Here is a 26,616-nt window from a genome sequence, read left to right as displayed (position 1 = left end):
AGCTCGGCACAGCCTACCGGGTACATCTGTCGCGGCCAGAACGACAGATGTACCCGGTAGTCATCGCACCCGATCAGTCGGCGAGGGCGCCGGCGGCGCGGCCCTCGCGGAGGGTGAGGTTGCGGCCGTCCGCCGGGTTGAACAGGTGGATCTTCTCCAGGTTGAACCAGACCCGCCGGTTCTCCCCCTCGGTCACGGTGGACTCGGCGGACAGACGGGTGACCAGGTGCGAGCCGACACCGGTGAAATCGGCGGCACCGGCGTCGGCGGCCAACTCCTTCAGCTCGGCGGCGGTGGCCCGCTCCCCCTCGACGGTGAGGTAGACGTACTTGTCCGAGCCCATCGACTCGACGATGTCGACCGGCGCCTCGAAGACGATGCCACGGCGGCGGGTCTCCTCGTCGACCAGTTCGGCGTCCTCGAAGTGCTCGGGGCGGATGCCGAGGATCAGCTCGCGCGGCGCGTCGGCCCTGGAGAGCTCGCGGCGGATCCGGTCGCCGATCGGCACGTCGCCCAGGGCGGTACGCAACCGCCCTTCCTCGAGGGTAGCGGGCAGGAAGTTCATCGACGGTGAGCCGATGAACCCGGCCACGAAGAGGTTGTGCGGGTGGTCGTACAGCTCCTGCGGCGGGCCGACCTGCTGCACCGCACCGCCCCGCATGATCACCACACGGTCGCCGAGGGTCATCGCCTCGGTCTGGTCGTGGGTGACGTAGACGGTGGTGGTGCCGAGCCGCTTCTGCAACCGGGACACCACGGTACGCATCTGCACCCGCAGCTTGGCGTCCAGGTTGGACAGCGGCTCGTCCATCAGGAACGCCTTGGGCTTACGAACGATCGCCCGGCCCATCGCCACCCGCTGCCGCTGCCCACCGGAAAGGTTGGCCGGCTTGCGGTCCAACAGCGGCGTCAGCTCCAGGACCTTGGCCGCCTCCTCCACCTTCTGCTCGATGGTCGCCTGGTCGAGCTTCGCCAACCGCAGCGGGAAGGCCATGTTCTCCCGCACGGTCATGTTCGGATACAGCGCGTACGACTGGAAGACCATTGCGATGTCCCGGTCGCGGGGGGCCTTGTCGTTGACCCGTTCCCCGCCGATGCGCAGCTCACCGGAGCTGATGTCCTCCAACCCGGCGATCATGTTGAGGGTGGTGGACTTGCCGCAGCCGGAGGGGCCGACCAGGATCACGAACTCGCCGTCGGCGATCTCCAGGTCGACGTCGCGCACCGCGATGGTGCCGTCCGGGAACTTCTTGCTCACCTTGTCGAGCACGATGTCAGCCACAGTTACCACCTGATCCCTTGGCTTCGCATTTTGACCCACCTATCCCTTGACGGCGCCGGAGGTCAGGCCGGAGACGATGCGGCGCTGGAAGAAGAGGACGAACAGGATGATCGGCACGGTGATCACCACGGCGGCGGCGCAGATCGCCCCCGTGGGGTCCTCGAACTGCGACTCGCCGGTGAAGAACGACAACGCCACCGGCACCGTGCGGGACCGCTCGGTGGAGGTCAGCGAGATGGCGAAGAGGAAGTCGTTCCAGCAGAAGATGAAGACCAGAATCGCCGTGGTGAACACCCCCGGCGCGGCCAGGGGGGCGATGACCCGACGGAACGCCTGCCCCTGGGTGGCGCCGTCCATCTTCGCCGCCTTCTCCAGGTCCCAGGGGACCTGTTTGAAGAACGCCGACAGCGTGTAGATCGCCAGCGGCAGCGCGAAGGTGATGTACGGCAGGATCAGCCCCGGCCAGGTGTCGAAGAGCCCCAACTGTCGCTCGATCTCGAACAACGGCGAGACCAGCGACACCTGCGGGAACATCGCGATCAACAGCGCGACGCCGACGAGCAGCCGCTTGCCGGGGAAGTCGAGCCGGGCGATCGCGTACGCTGCCATGGTGCCGAGCACGACGGCGATCGCGGTGGCGATCAGCGCGATGCCGATGGAGTTGACCAGGGCCCGGACGAACTGGTCGGTGTCGAAAATGTTCCGGTAGTTCTCCAGCGTCCACTCGCGCGGGATGAACTTCCCGTCGGTCAGCGTGGCCGGGGTCTTGAACGACAGCGACATGATCCACAGCACCGGTATCAGCGCGAAGACGACCACGACGGCGTTCAGCAGGCCCCACTGGAGCTTGGCTCGGGTGGTGGTGTCAGCCATCTCAGCGCCTCTCCCCGTCGTCGCTGCCGGGGGCAGCGGTACCGAACAGCTTCACGAAGACGAACGCGATGATCGCCACGGCGATGAAGATCAGCACCGACATGGTGGACCCGATGCCGAGGTTCAGGCCCCGGATCAGGTTGTTGTAGGCGATCATCGACACCGACGAGGTCTCGTTGGCCCCGGAGGTCAACACATAGATGTTGTCGAAGACCCGGAACGCGTCGAGCGTGCGGAACAGCAGGGCGACCAGGATCGCCGGCTTCATCACCGGCAGCATCACCTTGGTGAACCGCTGCCATGCGGTGGCCCCGTCGGTCGAGGCCGCCTTGAGCAGGTCATCCGGCACCAGCGCCAATCCCGCCATCAACAGCAGCGCCATGAACGGCGTGGTCTTCCAGATCTCCGCCAGCATGATGATCGCCAGGGAACTGGCCCGCTCGGTCAGCGGCGCCCCGTCGGAGAAGAGGTTGGCCAGGTATCCGGTGCCGGGCGTCCACGCGTACCGCCAGGAGAACGCGGCGACGACCGTGACGATGCCGTACGGGATCAACGCCGCGGTGCGGACGATGCCCCGGCCGACCAGCGTACGGTGCATGACCAGCGCCAGGCCCATGCCGAGCACCAACTCGACGGCGACCGTGACCACCGTGATGAGCATGGTCACCCCGAACGCGGTCCACCAGAAGTCGTTGGTCAGCACGGTGACGTAGTTGTCCAGGCCGACGAACTCGCGTTCGGCGGGAAAACGCAGGTCGAAGCGCTGCAACGACAGCCACACCGAGTACAGGATCGGATAGCCGGTCACCGCGACCATGACCAGCGCGGCCGGCGCGCAGAGCAGCCACCCCAGCTTGCGCTCGGCCCGCTTGTTCTCGCTCAACGGGGCCCGTTTGCGCCGGTTGGCCCGCTGGGCGGGCACGGCGGCCTGCTGCCCGCGGGTGCGGGTGTCGGTACCGCCGGCGGCCACGTCCGCGCCGGCCGGCGTGGAATTGGCACTCATGTCAGCCCTCCGCTTCGCTGCGGCCCGCCAGGAGGCATGTCCGCGCTGAGTTCGATGGTTCGCTCGCTGCGCTCGCTCACGGCAGGACCCCCCTCGACTCGAGGGCGTCGGCGACGGCCTCCCGCAGCTCGTCGGCGGTGGCCTGCGGGTTGATCGCCGCCGGCGGCGACAGGATCGCCGACGTCACGGTGGAGATGCTCTGGTACGCCGGGGTCAGGGGGCGCACCGCCGGCTCCCGCAGCTGCTCCAGGATGGTTTCCTTCATCGGGTACGCCTCGTCCATCTCCGGGTCGTCAAAGACGCTCTCGATGGTCGGCGGTACGCCGTCGTTGATCGCGGAGAACTTCTGGTTCTCCGCGTTACGCAGGCACTTGGCCGCGTCGAAAGACTCCTCCGGGTGCTGCGAGTACGCGCTGACGGCGAGGTTGATCCCGCCGATGGTCATCCGGCCCGGGGTGTCCGCGTCGACGCCCGGCACCCGGGCCCAGGCGACCTGCTCGGCCAGCTCCGGGTTGGCCTCCTGCATCGCCGGATACACGAAGGGCCAGTTGATCTGGAACGCGCCGTTGCCGGCCTGGAACTCCAGCCGCATCGGGTCCTCGGTGGCGTTGCTGAACGACGGCGACGTCACGCCCGACGTGGCGAGGTTCTTCAGCATCTCCAGCGCCCGCACCGCACCCTCGTCCACCACGGACTCGGTGCCGTCTTCGCTGAGGATGTGGCCGCCGGCGCTGGCGACCAGGCTGTTGTAGAGCACCACCAGACCCTCGTACTGGGCACCCGTGGCGAGCACCTGGTACGGCTTGCCCTGTTCCTTCAGCCGCTGCGCCGTCGAGATCATCTCGTCCCAGCTGGCCGGCGGCTCGGGCACCAGGTCCTTGCGGTACCACAGCAGCTGGACGTTGGTGTGCTTCGGCGCCCCGTAGAGCTTGTCCTCGTAGCGGGCCGTCTCCAGCGGGCCGTCGAGGGTGCCCTCCTCCACCTCGGCCCGGTCCTGGCCGGTCCACTCCCGCACCCAGTTCGCGCTGGCGAACTCCTGGGTCCAGGTCACGTCGAGACCGAGCACGTCCATGCCGTCGTCCTCGGCCGCGAGCCGCCGCACCATCTGCACCCGCTGCTCATCGGCCTCGCGCGGCAGCACCCGGTTGACGATGCGGTACCGCCCGTCAGCCTCGATGTTGCACCTGTCGACCACCTGCTGGAGGTTCTGCTCCGGCGGGTAGTACAGGTTGATCGTGGGCACCCCGCCGTCGCCGCCGGAGGCGCAGGCCCCCATCGGCGCCATCAGCGTCAGCGCCGCAGCCGTGGCCGCCACGCGTACGCGGGCCGGGCGTCGGGTCCGGACCCGGTCATGCCCGCCCATGTCGACCCCCACTGTGCTCCGCACCGCCATGAGGCAGCACCGCGCTGAGCCGGATGTGTCGCTCGCCACACTCGCTCATGACCCTCCCCTCGCACCTGGGCAACAGCCGGGGAGGTCTCCGTGCCCGGCGCACGGCGGAACGCTCAGGGCGGTGACCTGCAGGTCACCGCCCCTCTACCATTCGTAGCTGCAACACTGCCCGAGCTGCGAAGTCGCGAAACCTGACCAGGATGAGACGCTTCAAACATCCGGCCGTGTGGCTCAGCTCACGCCCTCTGCCGGGCGGGCGCTACGCCTGGCCCGTCCACGCCTCCCCCGCCCGCCACTGCGCCAAGATCCGAGCAACTTCCGGGAAAATGTCCCCTCGTCGCGCGAGGAGGCAACATCTTCCCCGAAGTTGCTAGGCAGGTGGCTCCCGGCGCTCGCGGGCGGCATCCACAGGGGGTGGGTTTGGGTTATCCACAGAGGCAGACGGGGGCGGCAGGCGGCGGTCAAGGTGGACGGATGCCGGTTTCTCCTCGGCGGCCCAGACGCCTGCAGGGCCGCGTCTTTCGTGGTTCCCAGGTCGTGTCCCAGGGGCTGCTCACCCACGCCGAGCTGCGCAGCAGTGCGTGGCGGCCCCTCTTCAAGGACGTCTACGCCGACGCCCGACTGGTCGTGTCGCATCCGACGCGCTGCTCGGCGGCGGCACGGTGGCTGATCCCGCCCGGTGCGGCGATCGCCGGACGAAGTGCCGCGGCCCTGTTCGGAGCCGGACGTGTCGAGGCCGATGAGCCACTCGACGTCCTGGTGCCCACGGGTCAGCGGTTCGGTCCGGTGGCCGGTCTGGCTGTGCACACCGCCTCCCTGCCCGACACCGATGTGCTTCCACGGACCGGTGTTCCGGTCACCACGCCGGAACGCACCTGCTGGGATCTCGCGCAGTGGCTGCGGGTGGAGGACGCCGTCGCCATTGTCGACGTTCTCGTCCGTCGCCGGCTCGTCGAACCCGCCCACTTGAGCGAGCGGGCACGCCGCCACACGGGAGAGCGCGGCTGGAAGCGAATGCTCCGGGTCGCCGACCTCACCGACGGCGGTGCGGAGTCACCACCGGAGTCCCGCCTCCGGGTCCGGCTCGTCCTGGCCGGCCTGCCCGCCCCGGTCACCCAGTTCGTGATCGAACGCAATGGTGCCTTCGTCGCCCGGCTCGACCTCGCCTGGCCACAGTGGAAAATCGCCATCGAGTACGACGGCATCTGGCACCACGACCCGGAACAGCTCCATCGGGATCGGCGCCGGCTCAACCGCCTGGTCGGCGACGACTGGATCGTCCTGCACCTGACCTCGAAGCGCTTCGCGACCGATTTCGACGGCTTCCTCGCCGAGTTACGCCACGCCATCCGCACCCGCAAGCGCTGAGCCGCTGCTGGGCCGTAAGAGGCACCGATGGTGCCGGGAACCTCGGGGAAAATGCTGCTTCATCGACAGTGCGAGACAGCATCTTCCCCGAAGGTGCGCAAAACAGGGGCCGCCGCCGGTGTGGATGTCGGTGCCGGGGGGCATGATCGGCGAATGATCGCACGCTTCAAGGACCTCTGCCTGGACGCCGCCGACCCCCACGCGCTCGGCGGGTTCTGGGTCGACATCCTCGACGGAAAACTGGTCGACACCGGTGACGGTGACACCCGGGTGGAGCCGGCCGCGGGCCGCGCCGACGCCGAGTCGATCTGGGTGAACCGGGTGCCCGAGCCGCGTACCGGCAAGACCCGCGTACACCTGGATCTACGGCTAGCTGAGGCGAGCCCGGCGGCGCTGCTGACGGCCGGCGCCCGGCTGATCCGCGAGCCGGACGCGGAGATCAGCTGGTGGGTGCTGGCCGACCCGGAGGGCAACCAGTTCTGCGCCTTCGCGCCCGGCGAGGGCACCCGGCCAGGGCCGTTCGAGCTGGTGGTGGACTCGGCTGATGCGGTGGCTCAGGCCACCTGGTGGGCCGGCGTCGTCGGTGGCGAGGTCGAGACGAGCGAGAAGGGGTACGCCTCGGTGGTCGGCGCGGACGGCTTCCCCTGGGACCACTGGGTCTTCGACCCGGTGCCGGAGCGCAAGACGGTCAAGAACCGGATGCACTGGGACGTCGACCTGACCGGATCCGAGCCGAGCGCGCTGATCCGGGCCGGCGCCACCCTGCTGCGGGAACCGGACGACACGGCGCGCTGGTGGGTGCTGGCCGACCCGGAGGGCAACGAGTTCTGCGCGTTCGCACCCGCGATGCGCGCCGACGGCGACTAGTCTTCGGCGAGTCTTCTGGCGATCCGTTCGACGGCGGCGAGGTCGGGTGGGGCGAGTCGGTCGATGAAGTGCCGCCGTACGGATTCGACGTGGGCCGGCGCGGCCTCCGCGAGGGCGTTGCGGCCCTGCTCGGTGAGGATGAGCAGGCAGCCCCTGCCGTCGGTCGGGTCGGGTGCGCGGCGCAGCAGACCGCGGGTTTCCATCCGGGCCGCGTGCCGGGACAGTTAGCACCTAGCCTTCGTTTCCATGTCAACGAAACCGCTCCGCGTCCTTGTCCTGTCGTGCAGCACCCGCCCGGGCGCCCTCGGCCCCGCCGTGGCCCGGTGGGTGGTCGACGCGGTCGACGCCCACGCCGCGGAGCTGGGCGTCGAGGTCGTGACGGTGCCCCTCGGCGAGCTGAACCTGCCCTTCCTCGACGAGGAGGAGCATCCGTCGTCGGGCGTCTACCGGCACGAGCACACCCGGCGGTGGAGCGCGATGGTCGAGGCGGCGGACGGGTTCATCGCGGTCACGCCGGAATACAACTACGGGATGCCGGCGACGCTGAAGAACGCGCTGGACTACCTCAGCGCCGAGTGGGCGTGGAAGCCGATCGGCTTCGTCAGCTACGGCAACACCTCGGCCGGCACCCGATCCGTTCAGCACGCCAAGCAGGTGGTGACCACGCTACGCCTGGTCCCGTTGGGTGCCACGGTCGCGATCCGCATCGGTGACTCGGTGCAGCAGGGGCGGCTGCGGCCGGACGCCACCCGCGACGCGGCGGCCGTCGCCCTGCTGGACGAACTGGTCCGGGTCGCGCACTGCCTGCGTCCGATGCGCGTACGCGCGCAGGCCGGAACCCTCCCCGGCCCCTTGCCCGGCTCCTACCTGCGGCGACTGACTCCACACGACGCGCCCGAGGTCACCGTGTTGCAGCGCTGCTGCTGGGTGGAGGAGGCCGTGGCCAACGACAGCCTGGACATACCGCCGCTGCACGAATCGCCGGAGGAAGTCCGCGAGTGGCTCGCGGATTGGCAGACCAGCGGCCTCTGGCTCGACGGCCGCCTGTTGGGCATGGTGCGGACCCGCCTCGTCGGGACCGACCTGCATCTGGGCCGGCTCGCGGTCGTGCCCGACCTGCGCGGCCGAGGGCTGGGGCGGTGGCTGCTGCGCACCGGCGAACTCGCCGCGGGCCAGGATTCTCGCCGCGTGCTGCTGTTCACCGGAGCCAAGAGCCAGCACAACATCGACTTCTATCAGCGCGAGGGCTACCGGACAGTGCCCGCCGACGGCCCGGACGGAACGATCTCACTCGCCAAGGACCTGATCCCGGCCTGACGACGTCCAGCCCTGCTGTCGCAGTCGTTCGATGCCGTCCAGCAGCAGGTCCAGTGCGAACTCGAACTCGAACTGGTCGTCGCAGCCCTGCTCCACCACCGACGCGTCGTCGTGCGAGGCCGCCGTGGCGATCGCCGCGACGTGCGGGAACCGGGCCGCGACCTCCGGTGGCAGGGGCGCCGACGGCTCCGGGTCGCTCGCGCGCTGGCCGGCGATGTCCCAGCCGCAGGCCCGGTACGGGGCGGGGGTGCTGGTCGACTAGCGTCTATCGCCACCAGCGCATACGCCGTCGCCGTCGATACGCCACCGGCCGACCCCGATCCGCCCGATCGGTTGGTTCTCGCGGGAACAGCCCCGCACCGGCTCACCGGTTGGGCAGGATCGTCCCAATGAGGAGGTGTCGTCGTGGTGCAGGACACCCGCGCTCTCGCCCTGACGTTCGAGGTGGAGGGACTGCCGCCGGTCAAGACCGAAGCATTGTCCATCTTCGCCGCCGGGCACCGGCAGGCGACGAGAGTACGCGCCCTGCTCCGGGCCGCCTGCGAGGCGGCGCAGCAAACCGGCTGGACCCCACTGTCCGGGCCGATCGAGGTGGAGGTGACCCTGCGCTGCCCGCCGGGGCGCCGCACCTCCGACGCCAGCACCCTGCTGGGCGGGGTCTGCGCGGTGCTGCAGGACAAGAAGCGGATCGCCAACATCGGCCTGGCCCACCTCGGCGTCCTGGTCGACGTCGCCGTCTACGACGACGACAAACAGATCCGCCGGCTGTCGTACGTCGAGGAACCGGCCGAGGAGTTCTCGTATCAGGTACGTGTCGCCGCCGTACCGGAGGCGGTTTGACGGGCGGTGGGGCCGGGGTACGGCAGCCGCCGACGAAGGGAGCGCCGATGTCGGAGCCACATGTCACGCTGGAGCCGCGCGATCCGGTGCAGGAGAAGCTGCGTGGGGCCCTGGAGGAGCAGCTGACCTCCGCCCTCCAGGCGGCCGCCGACCGGGTCCGGGACAGCTACGCCGGCGAGCCGGTGGAGCAGGTGTGTCAGCGGCTGCTCGACGAAACGCGAGGCGGCCTGCATCCCGACATCGCCGCCGGCTTCGAACCCGACATGGACGAGTTCTGCCGGGTCGCCGTCGCCATCGTGCGAGGCGAGACCACCTGAGCCAGCCGGCGTTCAGGCCGCGACTGAATCGGCCCGCCATCCAGCCTCCGGGGCTGCCGACCGCATCGCCGCCAGCTCGGCTGCGTAGTCGCGGACCAGCGCGGGCAGCCAGTACCGGCCCGACTCATCCTGGTGCAGCAGGTACGCGTCGGCCAACTCCTCCAAGGCACGCCACACCCGACCGGCGGGGACACCGAGCCGCACCGCCATCCCGTCCGGCACGGCCGCGGCGTCGGGTGACTCACCGAGCAACTCGAGGAGGCAACCGGCCACCCCGTCGGCGGAGCGGACCGGCGGCCCCGGCGGCCAGGCTCGACCGTACCGACAGGTCCCCGTATGTCAGCGGCTCAGTGGCTGTCCAGGACAGTGCCCGACGGAAGACCCTCGCCAGCCGGCCCCGCCAGAGGCTGAGCGCAGTGAGCAGCTTGCCGATGGCGGACGCGGGATCGCCGGCGGCAAGATCCCCGCGGCCCTCGCTCGCCAGCCGGTGGAACCTGTTGACGTCCAGCTCCCCTGTCGCGAGGCGCAACTCGTAGGCGTTTGAACGGGCCATCAGCCGGCCACCGAGCGACTTCCGCAGGCCCATGGCGTGCGATCGGAGGTTGGCCACCGCCGATGCCGGGGGCGCACCGGCCCAGGCAACCTCGCAGAGCCGGTCCAGCGACACCGGACGGTTGGCACCCAACGCCAGGGCGGTGAGGACGGCTCGTCGCTTCGCCGCGCCCGGTGTGGCGTCCCGGCCTTGGACGTGAAGCTCCACGGTCCCGAGCAGACGCATATCCACCTGCATGTTGTTGCCCCCGTAAACTCTTCGCCGCTCACGCTAGACGCCGGCCGCATAAGGGAACAAGACGTGCCGACATCCGCCAAAAAGTGGTAAGAATCAACTCAGCGCGACGGCGTGTCACCGTAACAAGGCTGGCCCGGAAAGCGCTCCCTGTAAACGGGTCCGGAGGGTTGGTCTGCTCACCGGATTCGGTTCGCCGCCACAATCAGTGGCCGGACCGTCCCAGCAGCCCACGCACGGCCTTGGATTTGCCGGGTTCAAGCTGGCATAATCTGGACGTGCGGAAGATTGCTGTCCTGGTCGGACTCGCGCTCTCCCTGACCGCCTGCGCGTCGCTCGGCGATGACGCCCCAAACAAGCGCTACCAGGTCGACTCTCCTACGATGGAGCCGACGATCACGGAAGGCTCGACGGTCACCGCCAAGATAATTGAGCCGGGCGAATACCAGCCACGCACGGGCGACATCGTCGTATTCGATCCACCCGACAGCTACGGCTGGAATCCCGATGGACAGCCACGGGTCCTACGAGTGGTAGCAATCCCCGGCGACACTATCGCCTGCTGCGACGCTGAGGGCCGGATCATCCGTAACGGCGCCGCGCAGGACGAGCCCTACGTCCAACTGGACGGCCGGCCGACGGAGTTCCAGCCAATTACGGTGCCGACCGGCGAGCTCTACCTCCTCGGCGACCACCGAGGCGTGGCCAATGACTCGTCGGAAAACGGAACGGTGCCAGCGGAAAATGTGATCGGCATCGTCACGCTCTGAGCAGGCAGACCCGCCGAAGGTGCTCGGCCGGTCCCGTGGACTCGATGCGCAGGTAGTCGTCGATGCGGTCGCGCTCCGCGATCCATTGCCGGGCAGACGGCGGGAATCTCACCCGCCGTCCCCCACAGATCCGGACGTAAGCCTCTCGGCTTCTCCGGCTCGTGCCGGTCAGGTTGTCAGGTCGTGTACCGCAGCGCCCAGTGCGCGAACAGGTCGGGCGACCGTTGCCAGACGCCTCATAACCAGGCCCGTTCCCGTTCGTCGCTGCGTTTGAGCCGCTTGTACTTCCACTTTGCCCAGCGCATCAGATGGCGATCGATACGCTTGCCGATCGGGTTCACCGCGCTCGGGTAGAACACGGTGCAGTAGTGGGGGCGGTTCGGGATGACACGGGCGCAGCGTCCGTGGCAGACAGTGTGGGGTAAGGACGTGGAGCCATTTGTAGACGGGTTCTTGCGACGGAATCGGTCTCCAAGAGGGCTCCACGACGAGGACAAAACCAGCTATTCGACACCGACCGGCTCGCCGAAACCACCAGCGTCAAAGGCAACTGATCAGCCACCCAGAAGGTGCCCCGAGCCGAGACGATGCGAACCTCAGCAGTTCCATCCCAGCCCGGGGGCAACTTCGTCCTTCACCCGTATCGAAGCGGGCCCTCGCACATCAGCGTATGGCGCTGGCGGTCAATGGTTCAGCTCTCCCGGTTCGGGTCGGTGAGGACCTCCCACTCCTCATCGGTCGGCGGGAACGGTGCCCAGTAGGGCAGGTAGAAGGCCCGCCGCGGCGGATTGGCCATCGTAAAGGGCTCGAACTCCGGGTCCGCGATCATCCGGTAGACAAACTCCGCCGTCGACATGTCGAACCGGTGCAACGGCTCACCGGACTCCCTACGAGAGATCACCGGCCACCGGTTGGGTAGCCGGTTTTGGCGTCGTACTTCCAGCTTGAGACAGCGCCGTTGTCCTCCTGCAACTGGGTGACGTTGTGTTGGTCGTCCCAGGTCAGGGTCATCGTCTGGTTCTTGGCGTTGGTGGTCTGGCGGGCACGGCCGTACCCGTCCATCAGGTAGACGGTCGCGCGGTTCTCGGCGTCTGTGACCGTGCTGTGGATGTCCTTACCCTGCGGCCCGTCCGGGTCCACGTAGGCGAACTGGGTCAGGTGATCGAGTCGGTCGGTGTAGGACTTTGTCCTCCACTGCCACCGCGGGTCGGGCGGATGTCCGTGTCCAGTTTTCGTCGTCGATGTAGTCGTAGTCCTGGCCCTTGACGTAGTACTCGATGGTCAGGGTCTCCCGGCCGATCGCGTCAGTCAGGTACCTCAGGAACTTCGTCGGCTTGTTGCTGGACTTGCGCTCCTCGTAGGTGAAGCGCATTTCGTTGCCGTTCTTGTCCACCACGCTGGACAGAAATCCCTCGCAGTCGTAGTAGAACTGCGTGCGGTCCGGGCGGGTGAGCACCCAGGCCCGCGGCTCCTGCGTGTTCGGCTTGCAGTCGACCGGGCGGTGCTTCTGCAGGTGGAGGTGCACGCCCTTGGGGGCCTTCCACTCGCCAGCGGTGGCGTCCCAGGTGAACCAGTGGCTGGTGCCGTCTCCGTCGGTGAGGGTGATCTTCGTTGGGTTGGGTTTGGGGTGGAAGTCCAGCGGGGTGCCCAGGCGCATCAACGACGACGCCTGCAGCGACCAACCGAAGCCGGCAACGGTGTCGCTGGTGTCCAGGGAGTTGTACGTCAGCCGGACAAAAGTCGAAAGGCCCCGCGACGGGTTGGTGAACGCGTTGTACGACCAGACGGTGTTGCCGGCGTACAGGTTGTTCATCACGGTGCCGCCGGCGCCGGTGTTCTTGCCCGCGTACGCGTAGAACTTCTCCAAGCCGAGTTGGTCGGAGGTCGGCTCCGCAACCGTAATCTTCTGCGACAGCGCCTCGATCGGGCCGCTCTCCGACAGCTTCCGGCCGTCGTGCTTGTTGCGCAGGTCCCAGTTGAGCACGTATTCGGTACGCATGTTGCCGTCGACGGACGGCGGCGGGGTCTTCACCTGGGCGTTGATGTCCACGGTGTCGCCCGGTGCCGGTTGTTCGGTAGTGGGCTGCGCAGCTCGAAACTCTCGTCGGTGGCATCCATCGGGTTGCCGGACTCGTCCAGCCGCTTCCAGTCGTACGACAACTCCCAGTCGGTCGTTTTCCACTCGGAAAGCGACGGGTTCGACAGGGTGACCGGCACGGTGTACGTCTCGTCGGGCGTGAGCACGTGCGGGGTCGAGGCGGCGTAGTAGGTCGACTCCGCAGTCTGCTCAAGGTAGGTGACCTCAAGCGTCGGTCGCAGCAACGGCTCTGGTGCCTCCGAGTTGAGCATCATGACGCGCTGGTTGTCGGCCGCTTCGTCCTTGAACTTGAGCAGCAGGCCGTGGTTCGTGTCCGGGTCGGCCACCCAGCCGGCTGCGGCTGCGGTGAGGTCCCACCGCTCCCACTCGGGGTCGTTGGTGAAGTCGTCGAAGCCCGCCAGCGGACTCGCCTCGTAGTTGCCGCCCGCCGTCCATGCGACTCCGGCGGAGGCGTGGTTCCAGGTTGCGGTGGTTTCGGTGAAGTTCTGCCGCAGCTTGTGGACATCGATCATGCCGCTGCTTGGCGAGTTGGGGCCGTAGTTGTAGGCCGTCCAGAGCCGCAACTCGGCCTCGACAACCTGGGCGTTGGTCGGAATGCCGGAGAGATCCGCGAACTTGATCAGACCCCGCGTGTCACCGTAGATGGTGGAGTTGTTGCCCACCGCGAGATACGGGTCGCCCTCGAAATAGTTGATGTTCTGGTTCGGCCTCAGCGAGGCGATGGTTGTGTCGATCACGTCGGCGGCCGTCGCTCCTCTTCGGAGGATCTTGGTGATCTGTCCGGCTTTCGGCAGCATCGCCGGCTGGGTCGGACCGGCAATGACCTGCCCGTCACGGGTCTTGACGGCGACCATGTAGTAGTAGAACTTCCGGGCCATCGGGTCGGTGTTGTCCGCTGCCGTCGGGACAGCGGTGGTGTCCTGGTAGGTGAACGTCTCGGTGGAGACGGGCGCGACCATCGTCGCGGCCGACGGCGTGAAGTTCTGGTACACGCTGCGGTGCACCTGGTACTCGACCGCGTCGTCGCTCGTACCGGCCGACGGATCCTGATACTCCGGCCAGGTCAGCACCGCGCCGGTCGAGGTGACCGTGGTCGGCGGATGCACGGCCACGCCGGGCCGTCCGTAGGTGACGACGAGCTTGGGCAGGTTGTAGTCCCGCCGATCGTTCATGTAGGCGTACTCGGACGCCTCGAAGATCGGGCCGCCACGGTTGAGCTTGCTCTCGTCGACCGCCTTGAGCATGAAGCCGTTGTTGGTGGTGGGGGCGTTCACCCACTCCTGGACCGTGTTGCGCACGGGGAACGACAGCCAGTCGCTGGACACCGCCTGCTTCTTCGTGGCGACACCCCAACGGGTGAAGCGCACCGCGTCCGCGATGACCGACTTACCCACCACGTCGCCGAGCACGACCCTGCCGGTGGTGCCCGCATCGAACGGATGCACCCCGAGGGTCTTCCACTGGCCCTTGCCCGAGGGGCTCGTCTGGTCGATCAGGTGGGTCTCGCTGCCGCCCTTGTAGTGGACGGTGTAGGGCGCCTTGTCGGAGCGATCGTCGGTGTGCGACACGAAGTGCGCCTCGACCTGGTAGTCGCCCGCCTCGGTGAGCGTGGGCACCCAGGTGTGGGTGTTGCCGGCCATGGCATCGTTGTTGTATCGGTAGTCACCGCCGACGGCGAGGGGTGTCAACGTCGCGTTGCCGGAGTACGGCCAGTCCCCCGTGGCCGAGGTCTGGCCGCCGGTACGGTTGTCGATCGTGACCGTATTGCCGGACGGTTGGGCCGCCATGGCGTCCTTCATGGTCTGCCACGTGGCGGTCCCCTCGTCCCAGGAGGCATTCACCTTGCGCGCCTCGATGGCCACGTCGTAGTCCCATGACTCGTGGGTCTGGTCGTAGTACAACTCGAGCCGGGCGTCATCGATCGTGGTGTGCTGCGGAATGGACCTGGTGTCGAACTGCACCAGGGAACGCCAGATGCCCGAATCGGTACCGACCCTCAGTGGCCACTGCGTTGCGTCCTGCCCATACCGGTACGTGGGGTTACCCGAGTAGATCTGCACGTCCTTGCCGTCGGTCGGGACCGGCTGGATCTTGATGGTCGGGTCGATGACCACCGGGTAGACCCGGGCAGGATCGGCAAGCCAGTTCGCGTCAGCGGAAACCGTGACCGTGGTCTGGCCGTACGTCTCTGCCACTCGCTGGGTGACCTTGTCGCTCCACACCTTGCCGACGGGCGAGGATGCGTCGTCATTGGCGTCGTACATGAACGGCGGCGGCATCACGAAGAGGGGATCACCGCCGTCGGGACGCACGAACGCGATGGAGCCGTCCTTGCGCTGCTGCACGGTCAGGCCGTCGGTGTCCAGCGTGAACGTGTACGACACCGGCCCCTTCGGAGCCTCCCGTAGGACGATCTCTTCCTTGAGCGCGGTGGCGGTGACGTCGTAGACGACATCGGCACCACCGGCCAGGCCCCGGTAGGTGACCGTGGAACCCCGTACCTCGGGCTTGACATCCTTGGCAGCGCCGACCAGGCCGAGTTCGATGCTGTGCCCGTCGCGCTCGAAGCGGACCAGTTCCTTCGACTTGCCGCCAAAGAGGCTGGTGAAGTTGTTGGTCCGGTTGCCCTGGACGTAGCCCTTCTCGCTGGTCGCACGGACCGCGGTGTCGATGGGCTGGTAACGCCCCTTCGCGTCCTTGTAGTGCAGCGGCACGACGGAGATCTCCGCTTGGGTCCGCCCGTCCGAGAGCTGGTAGACACGGCTGTTCGCGGTCCGCTCGGCGGTCAGTTCCTTGATTCGCTTCTGGGGCGGCCACGCCTTTGTCGGCGGCGGCTTCTCGTTGACTGCCAGGCCAGCACTGATCACCTCCGGCTTCGCCGGGCGCGGCCCGCCGTTGACCAGGTTCCGCGCGGCGCCCCCGACCCGTTCCAACAGGCCCGGTTCGTCACCCGCCCCCGCCGTGCTATCCGGTCCGGCACTCGCCGCGCTGCCCGGTCTCGACTCCCCCACGAGCTGCGTCCCGCCCAGGGTGGCTACCAGCGCGACCGACAGGACCACGATCAGCGGTCTCCTCAGCCTCATCTTCACCCGTCACTCTCCGTTCGCGGATTGACGCGACGAGTGGAAGCTAATGGCTGGCGATACACCGACCCCTATCGTCGATATATCGGGAGATCGACATTAAGGGATCTCTCGTAACGTCGGCATCCGTCTGCTGAGGACGGCCGGTCAAGATGCCTGGGTACAGGTGATCACCGCAGCCCGCCCAGAGTCGGTCTCTCCGTTCACGGGCCCGCCCAGTTCCGCAAGCTGGTCCGCCTGGTCGCCGAGCGTTCGGTGGCGCCATCGCCGACAGCCGACCGGGCCGGCAGTGGCCCCTGCCAGATCGGCCCGCTGTTCGGGGTGTCGCACTGCGCCGCGCACCGGGTCATCGATACCCTCGGCCCGCTGCTGGTCCTCGCACCGGTGCGCCGACGGCCGGTTGACCAGATTTTCCGTGCGCCGCCCCGACCCGTTCCAGTAGTCCAGGCTCATCACCCGTGCGGTCGGGCGGACCCGGAGGGCACCGCGATGTGGCCGGTTGAGAAGGCTGCCACGAATGAGGGGTCAGGACCGGGCCCGCAGGTGCCGGCCCTGACCCGGGTCCGGCGTGGGCGGCGGGCCAGGCCAAGCGCTGGCGCGGCGTGTCGACCAGCCCCAGCACGGTGCCGGCCCGCCTCGCACTCAGCTCCACGGTGCCCCACACACCGAACTCCGACGCCGCAGCCCACCCCGGCGAACCGCGGCGCCGAACACGAGGCTAGGGCCCGTCCCGGCGGGCTGACGATTGTCGCCCCGGGCGATTACCAGCAGGATACAAAAGCGGCAGCCTGCTGTAACACCGCGCCGACCACCGACGCTGATCACGATCGAGGGTAGGGTCGCGACCGCGTCGACCAGCAGTTCACTGCGGGCCGCCTAGTCGAGCAGTCCGAGGTAGGCGATCATCGGATAGCAGGCGTCGCCGGCCGGTGCGGCCAGCCCGACCGGTACACCACCGTGGAGCGCGGCAGCGGAAACTCACTGACGTAACCACACCGGGTCGCTGTGCCGTCTCTACCCGGCGGGAGGGGTGAAGAGGTGGGTGGCGAGAAGGTGGTCGCGTTGGTCCTGGGCCTCGGGGCGGAGGCGGCCGCCTCGGGTGAGCATGACCAGGCCGTGCAGCAGGCTCCAGCCCAACTCGGTCAGGGTGTCCGGGTCCCGGCTGGCGGCCAACGGGGCGAGCGCCGCACGCAGCTCGCCGAAGGCCGCCGCCACCGTCTCGGGGACCTGCTCGGCACCGAGGGTCAGGTCCGGGGTGTACGCGAACATGGCGTCGTACATCTCCGGGTTGGCGTACGCGAAGTCCAGGTAGGCCGTCAGCACCGCCGGCCACACCTCTGAGGGCCGGGTGACCGCCGTACGGGCTGCGGTGAGCGCGGCGGCCAAGTCGGCGAAGCCGCGCACCGCGACCGCAGCGACCACCGCATCCCGGTCGGCGAAGCGCTCGTAGAGGGTGCCGAGGTCGATGTCGGCGCATTCGGCCAGCCGGCGGGGGGTCACGGCCGTCAAGCCCTCGGCCTCGGCCAACTCTCGGGCGGCGACGACGATGCCATCTCCATCCCGCTCGGTGCCCGGATCAGCCCCATCCCGCTCGGTGTCCGGGTCGTCTGCGCCCAACACGAAGCCGATGCTAGCGACAGGCAACTCAGAGTGACTCTCTGGCGACGGATTGACGACTCATCGCGCCTGGACGAGCCCTGATCGACTCCGTTCCGCCGGAACGGCGGTATCCGACCGAAGTTGATGCCGCCACTTCGACGAAATGGCGACTCCCGACCGGGGTTGAGGCCCCCACGTGCCGCTCGGTCGGGCGGTCAGCGGCGCAGGGTGAGGATGAGGTCGGCGACCAGGGCGCTCCAGCCGGTCTGGTGCCAGGCGCCGAGGCCGGCGCCGTTGTCGCCGTGGAAGTACTCCGGGAACGCGATCAGGTCGCGCCAGTCCGGGTGGGTCTGGAACAACTGCGCCGCCCCGTAGATCGGCCGTCGCCCCCAGCCGTCCCGGGTGAACAGCGCGATCAACCGGGCCGAGAGGTCGTCGGCGATCTCGTCGAGAGTCTTCTTCACCCCCGACCGGGTCGGGTACTCCACCCGGAGGTCGTCGCCGAAGAACGCCGCGTAGTCGCGCAACGCGCTGATCAGCAGGAAGTTCGTCGGCATCCAGATCGGACCGCGCCAGTTGGAGTTGCCGCCGAACAGGCCGCTGGTCGACTCGGCCGGCTCGTAGCCGACGCAGAACTCCTGCCCGCCGAGGGTCACCGCGAACGGCTTGTCCAGGTGCGCACGGGACAGCGTCCGCAGGCCGTACTCGGAGAGGAACTCGTCGGTGTCCAGCATCCGGGCCAGCAGGCGCACCACCTGCTCCGGCCCGCACATGGACAGCAGCCGCTGCTGGCGGCCGTCCGGTCCGAGCCGCCGGGCACCGATCACCGAGGCGTACTCGGGACGGTTGATCAGGAACCAGCGCAGTCGGGCACCCAGCTCGGGCAGCCGGTGCAGGGTACGCGCGGGCAGCCGGGTCACCGCGGCCAGCGGCAGCAGCCCGACCACCGAGCGCACCTTCAGCGGCACCTTCGTGCCGTCGGCCAGCCGCAACACGTCGTAGAAGAAGGCGTCCTCGTCGTCCCACAGGCCCTGCTCATAGGCGGCCGCGGCGATGTAGGCGAAATGTTCGAAGAACTTCGTCGCGGTGTCCACCCAGGTGCGGTCGTGTTCGGCCAGCACGATGGCGATGTCGAGCAGGTTGAGCGCGTACATCGCCATCCAGCCGGTGCCGTCGGACTGCTCCAGCACCCCGGCCACCGGCAGCGCCGCCGACCGGTCGAACGGGCCGACGTTGTCCAGCCCGAGGAACCCGCCCTCGAAGACGTTGTTGCCGCCGGTGTCCTTGCGGTTCACCCACCAGGTGAAGTTCATCAGCAGCTTGTGCATCATCCGGGCCAGGAAGTCGTGGTCCCGGCTGCCGTCGATCTCAAACACCTTCAGCGCGGCCCAGGCGTGCACCGGCGGGTTGACGTCACCGAACGCCCACTCGTACGCGGGGATCTGCCCGTTGGGGTGCAGGTACCACTCGCGCAGCAGAAGCAGCAGTTGCGCCTTGGCGAAACCGGGGTCGACCCGAGCGATGCTCACGCAATGGAAGGCCAGGTCCCAGGCGGCGTACCACGGGTACTCCCACGGATCCGGCATGGAGATCACGTCGAAGTTGGTCATGTGCCACCAGGCGCTGTTGCGCCCGTGCCGGCGCCCGGCCGGCGGGGTCGATCCCGGATCGCCCTCCAACCACCGCTTGACGTCGAAGTGGTAGAACTGCTTGCCCCACATCAGCCCGGCGATGGCCTGCCGGGCGATCAAGGCCTCGTCGGCGCTGGCCTTGGCCGGGATCACCGTCTCGAAGAACCGGTTCGCCTCGGCACGCCGGGCCCACACCACCGCGTCGAAGCCGGCGCCCAGATCGGCCGGCGGCGGATCGCCGGCACCGGGCGGCGGGGCGGTACGGGTCAGCCGCAGCCGGATCTGCCGCTGCTCGCCGGCCGGCACGTCCAACACGTAGTGCAGCGCGCCCTTCGTGCCGCTCAGTTCCGGGTTCACCGTGGCCGCCCCGGTGACCACGTGGTCGTTGATGCCGTCCTTCGGGTACGGCGTACGGCTGGGCAGCCCCCACAACCGCTCGGCGTTGGTGTCGTTGTCGCAGAGCAGCGGCGTCGGCTCACCGTCGCCGTCGAGAGTGATCTGCCCCAGCACCCAGTGCTCGCCGACCAGCCGACGCCCCGCGCCGACGATCCGCGGCACCCGGTCGCCACCGGGCAGCCCCCACGCCCAGGTGTTGCGGAACCACAGGTGCGGCAGCACGTGCAGCCGGTCGGCCCGGTCTCCCCGGTTGGCCACGGTCACCACGATGCAGAGATCCGTCGGGGTGGCCTTGGCGTAGTCGACGGTCACCGCCCAGTACCGGTCGTCGTCGAAGATGCCGGTGTCGACCAGCTCGTACTCGGTGTCGTCCCGGCCGCGCAGCCCGTTGACCGCGACCAGCTCGTCGTAGGGGAAGGCGGCCTGCGGGTAGTGGTAGCGCCAGCGCATCCACGAGTGGGTGGGCGTGGAGTCCTCGTACCACCAGTACTCCTTGACGTCCTCGCCGTGGTTGCCGCCGTCGCCACCCAGGCCGAACATCCGCTCCTTGATGATCGGATCACGCCCGTTCCACAGCGCGAGGGCGAAACAGAACGTCTGCCGGTCGTCGCAGATGCCCGCCATGCCGTCCTCGGACCAGCGGTAGGCTCGGGACCGCGCGTGATCGTGGGGGAAGTAGTCCCACGCCGTGCCGTGCTCGCTGTAGTCCTCCCGCACCGTCCCCCATGCCCGCTCGGACAGATAGGGGCCCCACGCGCGCCAGTCCTGCTCGCCGGCATCGGCCTCGGCGAGCCGGATTCGCTCGGCGTCGGGTGCGGAAGGCGTACCGTCAGTGATCACCTGACCATCTTCGACGCCGCCGGGGTACTTCACCACAGCGGCCATTGTCGTCGTGCCCTGTCACACCCCGCGGCCGGTGGAGGAAAGTTGATCGAGATTTGCTTCGGTTCCCAGGTCTGCGGCGAGCTGACCAGCGCCGTCGGCCGGGAGTGGATGGTCCCCGACGGCCTCAGCGGCTATGCCATGGGCACCGTCGGCGGGCTGCGCACCCGCCGCTACCACGGGCTGCTGGTGGTGCCGGGAGAAACCCCGGCCTCCCGCAAGCTGGGACTGGCGAGTCTCGACCCGGCGGTGCTGCTGCCCTCCGGGGCCCGGGTACGCCTCGGCGCCCACGAGTGGGCCTCCGGCGACGTCGACCCGCGCGGCTTCGAACTGCTGGAGCGCTTCGACCTGACCGACGGGCTGCCCCGGTGGCGGTGGCGCATCGGCGATGTGGTGATCGAGCGGGAACTGGCCATGCTGCACGGACGATCCTGCGTGGCGGTGGTGCATCGGCTGGTCAGCGGCGGTCCGGTCGAGCTGGAACTGGCCGCCGCCGGCACCTGGCGCGACGCCCACGGCGAGCGCCGGGCCGACGGGCCGCCGCTGCGGATGGACCCGGTCGACGGCGGCGCGGTGATCGAGGGGGCGTACCGGCTTTCCGGGCCGGGCTGGACACCGCAGGGCCACTGGTGGCGCGGGGCGTACCACCGCGAGGAGGCGGCGCGCGGCCTGCAACCGGAGGATGACCTGTGGTACGCGGGCCAGTTCCGGGACACCCTGCGCCGCCCCGGCGACACCGTGTCGGTGCTGGCCTGGGCGCAGGACCCCGCCGCGGCGCCTCCACCGGCCACCGAGGTGGTCGCGGCGGCGCGGCGACGCAACCGGGAGGTGGTGGCGTCGGCGAAGCCCGCCGACGACGTCGAGGCCACCCTGACGCTGGCCGCCGACGCGTTCATCGTGCGCACCAACGACAGCCCGGTGGACGTGGTCGCCGGCTACCCGTGGTTCGGCGCCTGGTCCCGGGACACGATGATCTCCTACGAGGGGCTGTTCCTGCGTACCGGGAACGCCGATCTCGGTCGCGAGCTGCTGCGCTCGTACGCGGCGACGCTGTCGGAGGGGATGCTGGCCAACACCGCCGACACCGGTCGGGTGGAGTACAACACCGTGGACGGCACCCTGTGGTTCCTGCACGCGGTCAGCCGGCACGTCACCGTCACCGGCGACACCGACCTCGGCGACGAGCTGCTGCCGGCGCTGCGCGCGGTGGTCGACGCCCACCTGGCCGGCACCCGGTACGGCATCGGCGTCGACCCGGCCGACGGTCTGCTCACCCAGGGCGCTCCGGGCGCCGCGCTGACCTGGATGGACGCCCGGGTGTACGGGGTACCGGTCACCCCACGGCACGGCAAGCCGGTCGAGGTCAACGCCCTGTGGATCAACGGCCTGGCCGGGGTCGCCGAGCTGACCGAACACACCGGGCGGGACGCCGACACGCTGCACCGGCTGCACGAGCGGGCGACCAGCACGTTCCGGGACCGCTTCCCCACCCCGTCCGGCTGGTTGCACGACGTGATCGACGCCCCCGCTCCCGCGTACCCCCTGGGTGGCGCGGCCTTCCACGACGACGACCTGCTGCGACCCAACCAGCTGTTGGCCTGGTCGCTGCCGAACGCGCCGCTGGAGCCGGACCCGGCGGTCCTGGGCCGCGTCGGCGCCGGGCTGCTCACCCCGCTCGGCCCGCGCAGCCTCTCCCCCGACTGCCCCGGCTTCACCGGCCGGCACCGGGGCGGGCCGGCCGAGCGGGACAGCGCCTACCACCAGGGCACCGTCTGGCCATGGCTGATCGGCCCGTACGCCGACGCCAGTCGCCGGGCCGGACTGCCGGTCGACGAGCTGTTCGCCGGACTGGAGGCGCACCTGACCGAGTACGGCCTCGGCTCGGTCAGCGAGACCGCCGACGGTCTCGCCCCGCACACCGCCACCGGCTGCCCGTTCCAGGCATGGTCCGTGGCGGAGCTGCTACGCGCCCGCCGATAGCGCTTTACACCCCCGCAACGGGTACGTCTCCGCTGGTTGACCAGGTGCGACGAGGATTGGTGTCAATCCAGCCGCGACACGAACGCCGCCCGTCGGGGCCGTTGGCGGGCGCGCGGAGACAACTCAAAGGGGGCGCGTATGTCACCGAACGCCGACGTGATCGACATCAACCCCGCACGCTCGCAGCGGGTGCTGATGCTGTCCTGGGAGTATCCGCCTGTCATCGTCGGCGGTCTGGGCCGACACGTGCACGCCCTCTCCGTGGCCCTGGCCGCCGCCGGCCATCAGGTCACCGTGGTCACCCGGCACGCCGAGGGCGCGCCGCTGGAGGAGCACGTCGACGGTGTACGCGTCGTGCGCGCCGCCGAGGACCCGGTCACCTTCCCCCTGGCCACCGGCTCGCTGCTGGCCTGGACGATGGCGTTCAACCACACCCTGACCCGCGCCGCCCTGCGCGCCGCCGACACCGGGGATCACGACGTCATCCACGCCCACGACTGGCTGGTCGCGCACACCGCGATCACGCTGGCCGAGCACCTGCGGCTGCCGCTGGTGACCACCATGCACGCCACCGAGGCCGGCCGGCACCAGGGGTGGCTGCCCGAGGAGATGAACCGCACCATCCACGGCGTCGAGCACTGGCTGAGCAACGCATCGACCCGGCTGATCGCCTGCTCCGGCTACATGCGCGAGCAGGTCGCCACGCTGTTCGACGTACCCACCGGCCGGATCGAGGTGGTGCCCAACGGCGTCGACGACCGGGCGTGGCGGGCCCGCCCGCGCGCCGTCGCCTCGGCCCGCGCCCGGTTCGCCGGGAACGGGCCGCTGATCGGGTACGCCGGCCGGCTGGTCTACGAGAAGGGCGTGCAGCACCTGGTCGACGCGGTGCCGCAGCTGCGCGACCGGCACCCCGGGCTGCGGGTGCTGATCGCCGGCGACGGCCCCTACCGGGGCGAGTTGGAGGAACGGAGCCAGCAGCTCGGCCTCGGCGGCACCGTACGCTTCGCCGGGTTCCTCGACGACACCCAGCTCCCGGCGGTGCTCGGCGCCACCGACGCGACCGTCGTACCGAGCCTCTACGAGCCCTTCGGCATGGTGGCTCTGGAGGCGGCGGCGGCCGGGGCGCCGCTGGCGGTGGCGCGCACCGGCGGCCTGGCCGAGATCGTCGAGCCCGGGGTCACCGGCGTCACCTTCCCGCACAGCGACCCGCCCGCTCTGGCTGGCGCGGTCGACCAGCTCCTCGGCGACGAGGTCTTCGCCCGTCGGGTCGCCCGCCAGGCTCGTTCCATGGTCGGCCGGCGGTACGGCTGGGCCACCGTCGCCGCCCGCACCGCCGAGACGTACGCCACCGCCTGCCGCGAACACGCCCCGACCCACCTGTGCCGCGCCACCGGCATCCCGGCCACCCGCGCACCCATCACCATCCCCGACGGCAACCTCCTCGCCATCGCCGCCTGCTGACGGTAGCCGGGCCGGGCGTTACCGTTCACGCCGCCAGATTTAAATCATCTTGCGCGCCCAGAGGTCTCTGGGCAGGATGATGGCGACTCGTTGAAACGGGGCAACGAGGAAGGTCGGAGGGAGCCCGTCGGCTCGCTGCCGCGTTTCTGGGTCATGCTTGCGGTAATCCCTCGCCGCACGCATGTTCCAGGCCGAGTCAGTCGCATTTCCGGCGACATTCCGGGATCTATCCAGCCAAATTCGGGGAGACATATGGCTAACGCCAGGCCGGTCGGCCAACCGCGCACCACCAGGCCCCATTTTCGCGCCATTCGCAGGGCCTTTGCTGGCCTCCTCGCGCTGACCATGCTCCTCCTCGCACCGGCACCCGCCGCAGCGAGGACGGCCAAGGACATCGATTCCGTCGGCACCGATCAGGTGTCGGTGGCGTCAGTCTCGGCGATCATCTCGTATGGCGCCAACAAGTTCGTCTCGGCCAGGCACAGCCAGACCGACTCGCCACTTCAGGCCCGCGCCAACACCGAGGGCAGTTGGGAAGAGTTCCAGTTCTACAACGCCGGATCCGGCTACTACGCGATTCGGTCACCTAGCAACGGCAAGTTTGTCAGCGCGAGGCTCAGCCAAACCGATGCGCCTCTACAGGCCCGTTCGGATGTGGTCAGCGACTGGGAGAAGTTCATTATTCGGCGTCACCCTGCGGGCTACCACTACATCCAGTCGGTGGCCAATGGCCGCTATGTGACCGCGAGAGTCAGTCAGACCGACGCTCCGCTCCAGGCCCGCGCCAGCACTGTCAGCGACTGGGAGAAGTTCAGCATTCCGTATCTGCCGCCGCTGTAACGTCCTGTGCAGAATGGGCCGGCCCTACGGGTCGGCCCATTCTCAGTTCGAATCGGCCACGATCGACCCGCCGCGCGGGACGCCGTTACCCTCAACTCCATGGAACGGGAACGGCACGACGACGACCGGCTACGCGTCTCCGACCGGGAGCGGGAGGAGGTCGTCGAGCTACTAGGCAAGGCCACCGCCGAGGGCCGGCTCACCCTCGACGAGTACACCGAACGGGCGGGCGCTGCGCACGCCGCGCAGACCCGCGGCGAACTGGCCCGGCTGACCACGGACCTGCCGGACGCGCCCGGCCGGTCACCCGCACGCCCGGCCGCCGCGCTGGCCCCGGCGTCGGAGAAACTCCTGGCCGTCTTCGGCAACGAGGTACGCAAGGGGGCCTGGCCGGCGCCGGAACACATCGAGGCCCGCGCGATCTTCGGCGACTGCCGGATCGAACTGCACGAGACCCGGATGCCCCGGCAGACGATCACGGTCGACGCGGACGCGATTTTCGGCAACGTCACGATCGTGGTGCCCGAGGGCACGGACGTCCGGCTCACCGGCAGCGCGATCTTCGGCAGCAAGAAATCCAAGCTGAGCGGCACGGTCGCCCCCGGTGCCCCGGTCATCGAGGTGCGCTGCCGCGCCGTCTTCGGCGATGTGACCGTCCGCCCGCCGCGTAAGCGTTGGTGGTGACGAGCCGGGTCAGCGCAGCCCGACACGTTCGACGGGCTGCTCCGCGCCTTCCACCGGTCGGGGATCGGGGAGCCGACCCGGTGGAGCGTACCGCGCGGCACCGACAGCTTCAGTCGCGTCCCATGGCCGACAGAGCAGCCAACACGACGGCCTCGCGCTGACATACTTCCTGCTGATCGGCCCGGTCCGCCGACCGCGCCCCGGCTCCGTCCGTTGTGGATGATCCCGGGGGTCCCCTGCGACCCGCGACGAACTACAGTGACGTAGTTTGGCGCTCAAGATCCCTGGGGAGGGCGAGCCGAGATGATGGGACCGTCGCACGCGCTGTCCGGCGCGGCGGTGTGGCTGAGCGGGTCCTGGGCGCTACAGCACTTCTACGACTACGAGCAGTCGCCGCTGGCGCTGGCTGTCGGCACCGCCGTCTGCGCCGGTGGGGCGCTGCTGCCCGACCTCGACCTGTCCGGCAAGGTGACCCGCAACCGGGGCGGCGCGACCGTGGCCCGCACCTTCGGCGTCTTCTCGCTGTTCATCGCCGAAGTGGTGGAGAAGATTTCGCTGGGTGTCTACTACGCCACCAAGCTCAGCCGCGACCCGAAGCGCAACAACGGGCATCGGACGCTGACCCACACCATCCCGTTCACCGTGCTGGTGGGCTGGGGCACCACCAGCCTGTGTGCCCGGTACGGCAAGTGGGCGGTGATAGGCATCCTGTTCTTCATGATCGGCTTGGCCCTGCGCGGTCTGTTCGACAAGTGGGCCGAGCGCGCGGGCTGGCTCATCGTCACGCTGGTCTCGGCCGGCGCGGCTGTCTTCACCGCCGCCAACCTTCCCGGCGATCGCGGCTATCCGATGATCGGTCTGGCGGTCGGGGTGGGCTGCTTCGTGCACATCATCGGCGACATGATCACCCGGGCTGGCGTACCGATTCTCTGGCCGATTCCGATCAAACGCCGGATGTGGACGCCGATCAGCCTGCCCGACAAGATCGCGCTGCGGGCCGGCGGGCGGACCGAGGTCGTCTTCGTCCGCTCCGCGCTCACCGTCGTCTCAGTGCTGGCCGCCATCGGCCTCGTCGCCCCCTCCCTACTCCAAAAACTAGACCTCACCCTCTAACCCCCACCCCCTCCCGCACGCCCCACCCGCTC

Annotated in this window: 24 protein-coding genes and 3 pseudogenes; 12 read left to right on the top strand and 15 right to left on the bottom strand. The window is 69.1% G+C overall.

Annotated features, from left to right (window positions below):
* Positions 1 to 73: 73 nt before the first annotated feature.
* The 4 genes from Vqi01_RS12060 to Vqi01_RS12045 form a co-directional block, all read right to left on the bottom strand.
* Positions 74 to 1,282: an ABC transporter ATP-binding protein gene (locus tag Vqi01_RS12060; RefSeq protein WP_204034831.1), complete on the bottom strand. Its 1,209-nt coding sequence runs from the start codon at positions 1,280 to 1,282 to the stop codon at positions 74 to 76.
* Between the two features lie 39 nt (positions 1,283 to 1,321).
* Positions 1,322 to 2,155 (bottom strand): carbohydrate ABC transporter permease, encoded by an 834-nt coding sequence (locus tag Vqi01_RS12055; RefSeq protein WP_204034830.1) that lies wholly within the window; start codon positions 2,153 to 2,155, stop codon positions 1,322 to 1,324.
* 1 nt (position 2,156) lies between these two features.
* Entirely contained in the window at positions 2,157 to 3,158 is a 1,002-nt protein-coding gene (locus tag Vqi01_RS12050; RefSeq protein WP_239098341.1) for a carbohydrate ABC transporter permease, read from the bottom strand.
* Between the two features lie 76 nt (positions 3,159 to 3,234).
* Entirely contained in the window at positions 3,235 to 4,551 is a 1,317-nt protein-coding gene (locus Vqi01_RS12045; protein ID WP_239098340.1) for an ABC transporter substrate-binding protein, read from the bottom strand.
* Between the two features lie 537 nt (positions 4,552 to 5,088).
* On the opposite strand from Vqi01_RS12045, the gene Vqi01_RS12040 reads away from it, so the two are divergent.
* Positions 5,089 to 5,919 (top strand): endonuclease domain-containing protein, encoded by an 831-nt coding sequence (locus Vqi01_RS12040; RefSeq protein WP_204034829.1) that lies wholly within the window; start codon positions 5,089 to 5,091, stop codon positions 5,917 to 5,919.
* A 153-nt stretch (positions 5,920 to 6,072) separates the two neighbouring features.
* A complete protein-coding gene (locus tag Vqi01_RS12035; protein ID WP_204034828.1) occupies positions 6,073 to 6,786 on the top strand; it encodes a VOC family protein in 714 nt (237 codons plus the stop codon).
* On the opposite strand, the pseudogene Vqi01_RS12030 reads toward Vqi01_RS12035, so the two are convergent.
* A pseudogene (locus tag Vqi01_RS12030) lies at positions 6,783 to 7,010 on the bottom strand (MarR family winged helix-turn-helix transcriptional regulator); the annotation flags it as partial. The gene Vqi01_RS12035 and the pseudogene Vqi01_RS12030 overlap by 4 nt on opposite strands.
* A 22-nt stretch (positions 7,011 to 7,032) precedes the next feature.
* Here Vqi01_RS12030 and Vqi01_RS12025 point away from each other — a divergent pair.
* On the top strand, positions 7,033 to 8,103 hold the full coding sequence (locus tag Vqi01_RS12025; RefSeq protein WP_204034827.1) for a GNAT family N-acetyltransferase: 1,071 nt from the start codon (positions 7,033 to 7,035) through the stop codon (positions 8,101 to 8,103).
* Here the strand turns inward: Vqi01_RS12025 and Vqi01_RS12020 are convergent.
* A pseudogene (locus Vqi01_RS12020) lies at positions 8,074 to 8,304 on the bottom strand (TetR/AcrR family transcriptional regulator); the annotation flags it as partial. The gene Vqi01_RS12025 and the pseudogene Vqi01_RS12020 sit on opposite strands and share 30 nt — an antisense overlap.
* A 207-nt stretch (positions 8,305 to 8,511) precedes the next feature.
* Here Vqi01_RS12020 and Vqi01_RS12015 point away from each other — a divergent pair.
* A complete protein-coding gene (locus Vqi01_RS12015; RefSeq protein WP_204034857.1) occupies positions 8,512 to 8,943 on the top strand; it encodes a RusA family crossover junction endodeoxyribonuclease in 432 nt (143 codons plus the stop codon).
* A 47-nt stretch (positions 8,944 to 8,990) separates the two neighbouring features.
* Entirely contained in the window at positions 8,991 to 9,260 is a 270-nt protein-coding gene (locus Vqi01_RS12010; protein WP_204034826.1) for a hypothetical protein, read from the top strand.
* A 12-nt stretch (positions 9,261 to 9,272) separates the two neighbouring features.
* Here the strand turns inward: Vqi01_RS12010 and Vqi01_RS12005 are convergent, their stop codons facing one another.
* Together Vqi01_RS12005 and Vqi01_RS12000 are read right to left on the bottom strand one after the other, a co-directional pair.
* A complete protein-coding gene (locus tag Vqi01_RS12005) occupies positions 9,273 to 9,512 on the bottom strand; it encodes a hypothetical protein (protein ID WP_204034825.1) in 240 nt (79 codons plus the stop codon).
* Positions 9,502 to 10,020: an AfsR/SARP family transcriptional regulator gene (locus Vqi01_RS12000; protein WP_204034824.1), complete on the bottom strand. Its 519-nt coding sequence runs from the start codon at positions 10,018 to 10,020 to the stop codon at positions 9,502 to 9,504. Before Vqi01_RS12000 ends, Vqi01_RS12005 begins: the two co-directional genes overlap by 11 nt.
* A 305-nt stretch (positions 10,021 to 10,325) precedes the next feature.
* Between Vqi01_RS12000 and lepB the strand changes: the two genes are divergently transcribed.
* Entirely contained in the window at positions 10,326 to 10,817 is a 492-nt protein-coding gene (gene lepB / locus Vqi01_RS11995; RefSeq protein WP_204034823.1) for a signal peptidase I, read from the top strand.
* Here the strand turns inward: lepB and Vqi01_RS31285 are convergent.
* From Vqi01_RS31285 to Vqi01_RS11975, 5 genes are all read right to left on the bottom strand, one after another.
* Positions 10,807 to 10,929: a hypothetical protein gene (locus Vqi01_RS31285; protein WP_275408784.1), complete on the bottom strand. Its 123-nt coding sequence runs from the start codon at positions 10,927 to 10,929 to the stop codon at positions 10,807 to 10,809. The two genes, lepB and Vqi01_RS31285, sit on opposite strands and share 11 nt — an antisense overlap.
* A gap of 579 nt (positions 10,930 to 11,508) precedes the next feature.
* Complete coding sequence (locus Vqi01_RS11990) at positions 11,509 to 11,718, bottom strand: hypothetical protein (protein ID WP_204034863.1); 210 nt, start codon at positions 11,716 to 11,718, stop codon at positions 11,509 to 11,511.
* Entirely contained in the window at positions 11,715 to 11,957 is a 243-nt protein-coding gene (locus Vqi01_RS11985; RefSeq protein WP_204034822.1) for a hypothetical protein, read from the bottom strand. The genes Vqi01_RS11990 and Vqi01_RS11985 overlap by 4 nt, the downstream gene beginning before the upstream one ends.
* Complete coding sequence (locus Vqi01_RS11980) at positions 11,932 to 12,867, bottom strand: hypothetical protein (protein ID WP_204034821.1); 936 nt, start codon at positions 12,865 to 12,867, stop codon at positions 11,932 to 11,934. Before Vqi01_RS11980 ends, Vqi01_RS11985 begins: the two co-directional genes overlap by 26 nt.
* Positions 12,846 to 15,998, bottom strand: coding sequence for a DNRLRE domain-containing protein (locus Vqi01_RS11975; RefSeq protein ID WP_204034820.1), 3,153 nt, complete (start codon positions 15,996 to 15,998; stop codon positions 12,846 to 12,848). The genes Vqi01_RS11980 and Vqi01_RS11975 overlap by 22 nt, the downstream gene beginning before the upstream one ends.
* Before the next feature lie 133 nt (positions 15,999 to 16,131).
* Between Vqi01_RS11975 and Vqi01_RS11970 the strand changes: the two are divergent.
* Positions 16,132 to 16,409, top strand: a pseudogene (locus Vqi01_RS11970) (IS5/IS1182 family transposase); the annotation flags it as partial.
* Between the two features lie 603 nt (positions 16,410 to 17,012).
* On the opposite strand, the gene Vqi01_RS11965 reads toward Vqi01_RS11970, so the two are convergent.
* Together Vqi01_RS11965 and Vqi01_RS11960 are read right to left on the bottom strand one after the other, a co-directional pair.
* Positions 17,013 to 17,618 carry a TetR/AcrR family transcriptional regulator gene (locus Vqi01_RS11965; RefSeq protein WP_239098339.1) on the bottom strand — a complete coding sequence of 202 codons (606 nt, stop codon included), beginning with the start codon at positions 17,616 to 17,618 and terminating at the stop codon, positions 17,013 to 17,015.
* A 194-nt stretch (positions 17,619 to 17,812) separates the two neighbouring features.
* Positions 17,813 to 20,509, bottom strand: coding sequence for an MGH1-like glycoside hydrolase domain-containing protein (locus Vqi01_RS11960; RefSeq protein WP_204034818.1), 2,697 nt, complete (start codon positions 20,507 to 20,509; stop codon positions 17,813 to 17,815).
* Between the two features lie 42 nt (positions 20,510 to 20,551).
* Here Vqi01_RS11960 and Vqi01_RS11955 point away from each other — a divergent pair, with 42 nt between their 5' ends.
* The 5 genes from Vqi01_RS11955 (at position 20,552) to Vqi01_RS11935 (ending at position 26,584) form a co-directional block, all read left to right on the top strand.
* Positions 20,552 to 22,486 (top strand): amylo-alpha-1,6-glucosidase, encoded by a 1,935-nt coding sequence (locus Vqi01_RS11955; protein WP_204034817.1) that lies wholly within the window; start codon positions 20,552 to 20,554, stop codon positions 22,484 to 22,486.
* Positions 22,487 to 22,624: 138 nt separating this feature from the next.
* Positions 22,625 to 23,947, top strand: coding sequence for a glycosyltransferase family 4 protein (locus Vqi01_RS11950; protein ID WP_204034816.1), 1,323 nt, complete (start codon positions 22,625 to 22,627; stop codon positions 23,945 to 23,947).
* Between the two features lie 252 nt (positions 23,948 to 24,199).
* Positions 24,200 to 24,787 (top strand): fascin domain-containing protein, encoded by a 588-nt coding sequence (locus tag Vqi01_RS11945; RefSeq protein WP_204034815.1) that lies wholly within the window; start codon positions 24,200 to 24,202, stop codon positions 24,785 to 24,787.
* A 99-nt stretch (positions 24,788 to 24,886) separates the two neighbouring features.
* On the top strand, positions 24,887 to 25,471 hold the full coding sequence (locus tag Vqi01_RS11940) for a DUF1707 SHOCT-like domain-containing protein (protein WP_204034814.1): 585 nt from the start codon (positions 24,887 to 24,889) through the stop codon (positions 25,469 to 25,471).
* 303 nt (positions 25,472 to 25,774) lie between these two features.
* A complete protein-coding gene (locus Vqi01_RS11935; RefSeq protein ID WP_204034813.1) occupies positions 25,775 to 26,584 on the top strand; it encodes a metal-dependent hydrolase in 810 nt (269 codons plus the stop codon).
* Positions 26,585 to 26,616: the final 32 nt, after the last annotated feature.

The sequence above is a fragment of the Micromonospora qiuiae genome (genome assembly GCF_016863555.1).
Lineage (GTDB): Bacteria > Actinomycetota > Actinomycetes > Mycobacteriales > Micromonosporaceae > Micromonospora > Micromonospora qiuiae.
The sequence above is the reverse complement of the archived record's forward strand: the minus strand, read 5'-3'. Positions and strand labels throughout refer to the sequence as shown.

Excerpts from the sequence above, each read along its gene's own strand:
- Vqi01_RS12045 (WP_239098340.1), bottom strand. The coding sequence starts at position 4,551 with ATGGCGGTGCGGAGCACAGTGGGGGTCGACATGGGCGGGCATGACCGG.
- Vqi01_RS11950 (WP_204034816.1), top strand. The coding sequence starts at position 22,625 with ATGTCACCGAACGCCGACGTGATCGACATCAACCCCGCACGCTCGCAG.
- Vqi01_RS12025 (WP_204034827.1), top strand. The coding sequence starts at position 7,033 with ATGTCAACGAAACCGCTCCGCGTCCTTGTCCTGTCGTGCAGCACCCGC.
- Vqi01_RS12035 (WP_204034828.1), top strand. The coding sequence starts at position 6,073 with ATGATCGCACGCTTCAAGGACCTCTGCCTGGACGCCGCCGACCCCCAC.
- Vqi01_RS11960 (WP_204034818.1), bottom strand. The coding sequence starts at position 20,509 with ATGGCCGCTGTGGTGAAGTACCCCGGCGGCGTCGAAGATGGTCAGGTG.
- Vqi01_RS12050 (WP_239098341.1), bottom strand. The coding sequence starts at position 3,158 with ATGAGTGCCAATTCCACGCCGGCCGGCGCGGACGTGGCCGCCGGCGGT.
- Vqi01_RS11975 (WP_204034820.1), bottom strand. The coding sequence starts at position 15,998 with ATGAGGCTGAGGAGACCGCTGATCGTGGTCCTGTCGGTCGCGCTGGTA.
- Vqi01_RS12010 (WP_204034826.1), top strand. The coding sequence starts at position 8,991 with ATGTCGGAGCCACATGTCACGCTGGAGCCGCGCGATCCGGTGCAGGAG.
- Vqi01_RS11935 (WP_204034813.1), top strand. The coding sequence starts at position 25,775 with ATGATGGGACCGTCGCACGCGCTGTCCGGCGCGGCGGTGTGGCTGAGC.
- Vqi01_RS11945 (WP_204034815.1), top strand. The coding sequence starts at position 24,200 with ATGGCTAACGCCAGGCCGGTCGGCCAACCGCGCACCACCAGGCCCCAT.
- Vqi01_RS12055 (WP_204034830.1), bottom strand. The coding sequence starts at position 2,155 with ATGGCTGACACCACCACCCGAGCCAAGCTCCAGTGGGGCCTGCTGAAC.
- Vqi01_RS11940 (WP_204034814.1), top strand. The coding sequence starts at position 24,887 with ATGGAACGGGAACGGCACGACGACGACCGGCTACGCGTCTCCGACCGG.